A 6,825-nucleotide genomic window follows, 5' to 3' on the forward strand; every position below is an offset into this window, starting at 1 on the left:
TAAAGGCGAGGGATTTCCTGATCCCCTATCGGGGACTTTAAAAAAGCTCAATCCCAGTTCAATGCCCCACCTGTCTGATACTCCGTGACCCGCGATTCAAAAAAGTTTTTCTCCTTTTTAAGGTCGATCATTTCACTCATCCAGGGGAAGGGGTTCGCGGCTCCCGGATAAAGCACATCCAGGCCGATTTGCTGGCAGCGGCGGTTGGCAATAAAGCGCAGGTATTCCTTAAACATGCTGGCATTCAACCCTAATACGCCGCGCGGCATCGTGTCTTCGGCATAACGGTATTCGAGTTCCACGGCCTGCTGCATGAGTGTCTTGATTTCATCACGGAACTTATCCGTCCACAACTGCGGGTTTTCTAGTTTGATAGTGTTGATGAGGTCAACGCCGAAATTGCAATGCAGCGACTCGTCGCGCAGGATGTATTGATACTGTTCCGCCGAGCCCTGCATTTTGTTCTGCCTTCCTAACGCCAGGATTTGCACAAAGCCCACGTAGAAAAATAAGCCTTCCATGATGCATGCGAACACAATCAACGAACGTAATAGCTGTTGGTCCGTCTCTAATGTGCCGGTTTTGAAATTAGGGTTAGTCAGGGTGTCGATAAAAGGGATCAGGAAATTATCCTTATCGCGGATGCTGGGAATTTCCCGGTAGGCATTGAAGATTTCGCCCTCGTCCAAGCCCAAGCTCTCGACAATATATTGGTAGGCATGGGTATGGATGGCTTCCTCAAACCCCTGGCGTAACAAGTATTGGCGGCATTCCGGCGCAGTAATGTGGCGGTAAGTCCCCAGCACAATATTGTTGGCGGCCAGCGAATCTGCGGTGGTAAAAAAACCGAGGTTGCGTTTGACGATCAGCCGTTCATCCTCGGTCAGCGCCGTACTGTCCTTCCATTGGGCGATATCGCGGTTCATCGGGACTTCCTGCGGCATCCAATGGTTGGCGCAACCGGCCAGGTATTTGTCCCAAGCCCAATGGTATTTGAACGGCACCAGTTGGTTGACATCGGTTTGGCCGTTGATGACACGTTTATCCTGGGCGTTGACGCGACCAGATGATGAAGGCTGGTTAGCGGCAGTCCGTTCTAAAACAGGCGTTGAAACAGCCTTTGGTTGAACCGGTGCTTCTTTAACAAAATCGTCTTCTTCGAATAACAACATGGTATTTTCCTTTTAGACTTGAATCATTCTGATTAGAAACAATCTTCAGTCGAAGGGCGGGTAGCTCTCCTTCTCCCGAAGGGAGAAGGTTGGGATGAGGGGGTCTAAAAAGCAAAAAGCCTTATTGAGCCCCTCACCCTAGCCCTCTCCCACAGGGAGAGGGAACCAGTCCGTCCCTTTTCGGCTGAAGATTGGTAAATTATTGACAGGCTTCGCAACCGGGATCGTCGATCAAACATTGCTTAGACTCCGGCATAAGCGGTGCAACCACATTCAACTCACCACCGCTACCCGTTGATTTCTCCGCCGAAGTTGCCCCTAGCGAGCGAAGGTAATACGTGGTTTTCAGCCCACGCTGCCAAGCCAGCATATAGGTGTCGTGCAGCTTTTTACCGGATGGAACAGCAAAGTAGAGGTTCAACGATTGCGCCTGATCTATCCATTTTTGCCGCCTAGCTGCTGCTTCCACCAGCCAACTTGGATCAATCTCAAATGCCGTTGCATAGAGCGATTTGAGTTCGGTTGGTATGCGGTCTATATTGGACAGAGAGCCATCGTAATATTTAATATCCGCCACCATTACTTCATCCCATAAATCCAACACCTTAAGTTCAGTAACCAGAGATTCATTGACCACGGTAAACTCACCGGACAGGTTGGATTTCACATACAGGTTTTGGTAGTCCGGTTCAATGCTGGCGGAAACTCCGACGATATTAGCAATGGTGGCTGTCGGTGCAATCGCCACACAATTCGAGTTACGCATACCATGTTGTTGAATGCGAGTTCTCAAGGCTTCCCAATCTAATGTGCTATTACGATCAACGTCCACGTGTCCACCACGCGCGTCACCCAACAGAATTAGCGTGTCCAGCGGCAAGACTCCCTGATCCCACAAACTGCCCTTAAAACTGGAATAAGCGCCGCGTTCCTGCGCTAACCGGCTGGAAGCCGAATACGCCTGATAACACACAGCTTCCATAGTGCAATCGGCAAACTCGACCGCTTCCGTTGAGGCATAAGGAATTCTCAGGGCATGCAAACAATCCTGAAAACCCATGATACCCAAACCTACTGGGCGATGGCGGTAATTGGAATTGCGCGCACTGCCGACGGCATAAAAATTGATGTCGATGACATTGTCCAGCATCCGCATTGCGGTAGTGATCGTGGCTTTGAGCTTGGTTTGATCCAATGCCAGTTTGCCATTTTCTTCTGTCAAATGTCCCACCAAATTCACCGATCCCAGATTGCATACGGCGATTTCCGTGGCGGAGGTATTCAAGGTAATCTCCGTGCAAAGGTTAGAGCTATGCACCACGCCAATATGTTGCTGCGGTGAGCGGATATTGCAGGCATCCTTGAAGGTGATCCAGGGGTGTCCGGTTTCAAACAGCATCGACAGCATTTTGCGCCACAGTTGCAGCGCGGAAACACGCTTAAACTGCATGATTTCACCTAGATCGGCACGGCGTTCGTACTCGCAATAAGCGGTTGCAAACGCGCTACCGAATTTGTCGTGCAAATCCGGTACATCCGAGGGTGAAAATAACGTCCACTCGGCATTTTCACTGACGCGTTGCATGAACAGGTCGGGCATCCAGTGCGCGGTGTTCATGTCATGTGTACGGCGGCGATCATCGCCGGTGTTTTTACGCAAATCTAAAAATTCTTCAATGTCCAGGTGCCAAGTCTCCAGGTAACCGCAAACCGCTCCTTTGCGCTTGCCGCCCTGGTTTACGGCCACGGCGGTATCGTTTGCCACTTTCAGGAAGGGAATCACGCCCTGGCTTTTGCCGTTGGTGCCTTTAATTCGCGAACCCAAAGCACGTACCGATGTCCAATCATTGCCGATACCGCCAGCGTATTTTTGCAATAAGGCGTTTTCCTTGATAGCCTGGTAAATACTGTCAAGATCGTCGCTGACCGTGCTGAGATAACAGGACGAAAGCTGCGAATGCACCGTACCGCTGTTAAACAGCGTCGGCGTGGAGCTCATGAAATCGAAGCTGGACAACACGTTATAAAATTCGATAGCACGGTCTTCGCGGTCAATCTCGTTGATAGCCAAGCCCATCGCCACGCGCATGAAGAAGATTTGCGGCAGCTCGATACGCCGCTCGTCGATATGTAAAAAATAGCGATCATAGAGGGTTTGCAGGCCTAGATAGCCGAACTTGAAGTCGCGGTCTGGTGCAAAAGCTTGACACAGTTTGGTCAAATCAAACTGCGCCAGACGCTGATCCAGCAAACCAGCGTCGACACCCTGTTTGATATAGTGCGGAAAATACTCGGCATAGCGCGATTGCATCGCGGCATGGCTGACACTTTCGCCCAACACCTCGGCACGAATCATATCCAACAATAAACGTGCGGTAACATAATTGTAAGCGGGTTCACGCTCAATCAGGCTACGGGCAGAAAGGATCAAGGCACGGCGGACTTCGTTAAACGAAATGCCGTCATAGCAATCGCGTACGGCCTGCTCGACAACAACCTTGGGATTGACTTCACTACCAAAATCCAGACAGGCTTCCGCCACCATCTCGATTAGCTTTGCAATATCCAATGGTTGCTTAGTGCCGTCAATAGTAATATGCAATTGGGGCGTATCGTGTGGCTGGCTGGCACGTTCGGAGGTGCGTTTTTCCCGGTACAGAACGTAGGCTTTTGCCACGTCATGCTCACCGGAGCGCATCAACGCCAATTCAACCTGATCCTGAATATCTTCAATATGCACCGAGCCGCCGGAAGGTAAGCGTCGCATCAACGCGGTGACGACTGTTTGTGTCAAAACCGTCACCTGTTCGCGCATCCTGCTAGATTTATGCCCTTGAGGGTGCAAGGCGGTTTGACCATGTTCCACCGCCAAAAACGCCTTGCTCATGGCGATGGAGATTTTCTCAGGATTAAATGCGACGGCAGCGCCATTGCGCCGGATCACTTGTAAGCTAGGGTTGGTGGCAGAATCCTGCCTTGGTTGTGACAATGCGTCGAAGGACGCTGTTGTATCAGTATCGTACATGGATAGCTCCTTAAGATTAGGAGCGGGAATGACTTCAAAAAAGACGCGACATTTCAAGTGCGTTAGAAAACAGGATTTTCTAAACATACCAATGTGTTGGCACTGAACTGAGCGCCAGCCTTAAAGACCAGCATGGCGGAAAGCAATGGGTGACGCAAAGTCGCAACGCATACCTTCCAGCTGCCGAGGACACCCCGCCTCAAACGTGTTGAAAAAATATACGGCAGGTCTCCTGGCTCTCGGGTCGTTGCGTGTGGTCGGCCTTCCCAAGTCAGCGTTCACGACTCAGTGGCAAGTTTGACGACACACTCTCCGATTACAGTTGCGGGGGCAGCTCCGGTTTTAAGATAACTGTGCCAGTTAATCTTTCACCGGATTCCCTTTTATCTCAGCTTAGACATAAGCTTGAGAACCGTATGGTCGCTAAGGTAACATCCACAATTAGGGGATGTCAATAAGAAACACTATATATTGCTTTATTTTATTAACATATATCTATATATAGTGATCAAAAGGAGAGCGTTGATTCACAATTACTGCGTGGCAATTTTAACCGCTAAAATCAACCAGAAAAGTTTCATCGTGCGAATTTTTCGTTTCGCATTGTGTTTAAACTAAGAAGCTGTTTGGTTAAATTTAGCAATTATAATCATATAATTGCCGTTTTAATCAAAGGTAATTTATCAGTAATAGTACGATAGCGATGTTACAGAGGCGGAATGGGAGCTCATCCAGGCGTTTTGTGAGCCGACGGACAAGCGGGGTGCGACGCCAAAACACGACAAGAGGGTAATTGTGAACGCCATTTTTTAGTTCAACAAGACGGGTTGCCATTGGCGGTTGTTGCCGAATGATTTCCCGCCTTGGCAGACTGTCTATGACCACTGGCACCGTTGAACCAACGGGGTGTTTGGGAAGGCATGCTGGATGCCCTGAACGCGTTGCACCGAAAAAAAACGGTAGGCGGCCCACCCCGAGTTATGGCTTGTCGATTCGCAAAGCGTCAAGACGGCCTACGCCAGCGAAGAGCGTGGCTACGACGGTAACAAGAAGACGAAAGGCCGCAAGCGCCACATCGTAGTGGACACGCTGGGCAACCTGATCGAGGTGCTCGTTCCGCCGCCAACCAACACGGCAGCAAGGCCGGTTGCGACGTGCTGAAAGCGGTGGCGGCAAAGTACGCTTCTTTGGAGGCTTTTTCAGGCGATGCGGGTTACCGGGGTACCGCTGTCGAGTTTGTCGAGACGGCGCTAAAGCTCAAGCTGCACATTTCGCAGAAGACCAAGGATGCCTTTGCCGTCCTCCCTAAGCGCTGGATCGTGGAGCGGACGTTTGCTTGGTTGGGGAATTACCTGGGGCTGGCAAAGGATTTTGAAATACTCACTGCCTCCGCTGAAAATAGGGTGCGGATTGCCATGATTCAAATCTCCCTTGCAAAATGTATGTAAATTTTAACCAAACAGCTTCTAAATCCAGGATTTTCTCAAATCAAGGGATTCTGTACCACTTTTAAGACGGTTTCTCGGAAAACCATAGCTTGCTTGGTATTGCTTTGGCAATTTTTTCTGAATCCGCCTAACATTCCACTTAGGAAATCAATCCAACTTTTCCCAACCCAGGGACATCCTTAACTTGGGCGCATACCATATTTCAGCCCGGAAACAACCATAAATATTGAGCAAAAAATATGGATTTAATTTTGGGGGATATTGTCCAATCAAGGTAGATGTTTTTATTGCTATTTTAGGAGAAGGCCAATGATCACAGAAATAGATTTGCTGAAGGAAGAAATCCCCAGGCTTGAAATGAAATTTGGAAGGACCAATGCGTTTGTCGAGCTGCTGAGAGCGCAATTGGCTTTCTTGCAAAACCAAACAAAGCACCAACCACTAAAAAAGCCGTATCATCGGCATAATGGGGCTGAAAATTCAAACTGACAGAATGGGCGGTTTGGCAAGGGCAAGTCAGGTATGTATTCAATGAATCCTACGAGGTCGTGTTTGTGCATTGCCCCCGGAAAGCAGTTTTTTTGGGGGTTCGTACAGTGGGGCCAAAATGCAAAGGGCATCGTGCCATGAGCCGCCATTCAAACTTACTTAGGGCGATATTCCAAGAACCGGTCAACGCAAACATGCACTGGCGGGAAATAGAGTCCCTGCTCCACCACTTAGGGGCAACCATAGAACCCACCCATGGCGCACGGTTTCGGGTGGTACTCAACGGGGTTGAGTTTGTCCTGCACCATCCGCACCACAGCAATGAATTCACCAAGCAAGACATTAAGCAATTGCGGGTAAACTTGGCTCAGGCCGGCATCAGCCCTTCCCTCCACGATGCCGACCAAGGCCAGCCTTGACGGCTTGTTGGTTGGGATAGCGCCATTTTCAAATGACCCATACAATTTAATTTATTTCTTGTGCCATGCCAAAACGCTTTGGCATTCTGATTATAATGCCCTAACGTTACGGTTTCGATTTCAGCCAATTTTTCATCTTTAAGCCCCATAGCACCTTATAATTTAAAATGGCTATTAACAAGCCACAGGTTGCAATAAAACCGGCGGGTGAGTGGCACACAGCTTCAACAAGCGGTTGGGGATTTGGTTTTCCCAGAAGCGCCGGTTCAGCC

At 49.5% G+C, this 6,825-nt stretch carries 5 protein-coding genes, 1 pseudogene and 1 riboswitch; of the genes and pseudogenes, 4 read left to right on the forward strand and 2 right to left on the reverse strand.

Annotated features, from left to right (window positions below; all coding sequences use genetic code 11):
* Positions 1–47: 47 nt before the first annotated feature.
* Together MGMO_RS12920 and MGMO_RS12925 are read right to left on the reverse strand one after the other, a co-directional pair.
* Entirely contained in the window at positions 48–1,172 is a 1,125-nt protein-coding gene (locus MGMO_RS12920; RefSeq protein ID WP_023495505.1) for a ribonucleotide-diphosphate reductase subunit beta, read from the reverse strand.
* A gap of 199 nt (positions 1,173–1,371) precedes the next feature.
* Complete coding sequence (locus MGMO_RS12925; RefSeq protein ID WP_023495506.1) at positions 1,372–4,197, reverse strand: ribonucleoside-diphosphate reductase subunit alpha; 2,826 nt, start codon at positions 4,195–4,197, stop codon at positions 1,372–1,374.
* A 205-nt stretch (positions 4,198–4,402) separates the two neighbouring features.
* A riboswitch (cobalamin riboswitch) is annotated at positions 4,403–4,629 on the reverse strand.
* 411 nt (positions 4,630–5,040) lie between these two features.
* On the opposite strand from MGMO_RS12925, the gene MGMO_RS20635 reads away from it, so the two are divergent.
* From MGMO_RS20635 to MGMO_RS12940, 4 genes and pseudogenes are all read left to right on the forward strand, one after another.
* Complete coding sequence (locus MGMO_RS20635) at positions 5,041–5,094, forward strand: hypothetical protein (RefSeq protein ID WP_235557284.1); 54 nt, start codon at positions 5,041–5,043, stop codon at positions 5,092–5,094.
* A gap of 144 nt (positions 5,095–5,238) precedes the next feature.
* Positions 5,239–5,645: pseudogene (locus MGMO_RS20645) on the forward strand (transposase); the annotation flags it as partial.
* 309 nt (positions 5,646–5,954) lie between these two features.
* Positions 5,955–6,134, forward strand: coding sequence for a hypothetical protein (locus tag MGMO_RS12935; RefSeq protein ID WP_023495508.1), 180 nt, complete (start codon positions 5,955–5,957; stop codon positions 6,132–6,134).
* Positions 6,135–6,271: 137 nt separating this feature from the next.
* Complete coding sequence (locus MGMO_RS12940; RefSeq protein ID WP_023495509.1) at positions 6,272–6,553, forward strand: type II toxin-antitoxin system HicA family toxin; 282 nt, start codon at positions 6,272–6,274, stop codon at positions 6,551–6,553.
* Positions 6,554–6,825 lie beyond the last annotated feature (272 nt).

Source organism: Methyloglobulus morosus KoM1, from assembly GCF_000496735.2.
In the GTDB taxonomy this organism is placed as follows: domain Bacteria; phylum Pseudomonadota; class Gammaproteobacteria; order Methylococcales; family Methylomonadaceae; genus Methyloglobulus; species Methyloglobulus morosus.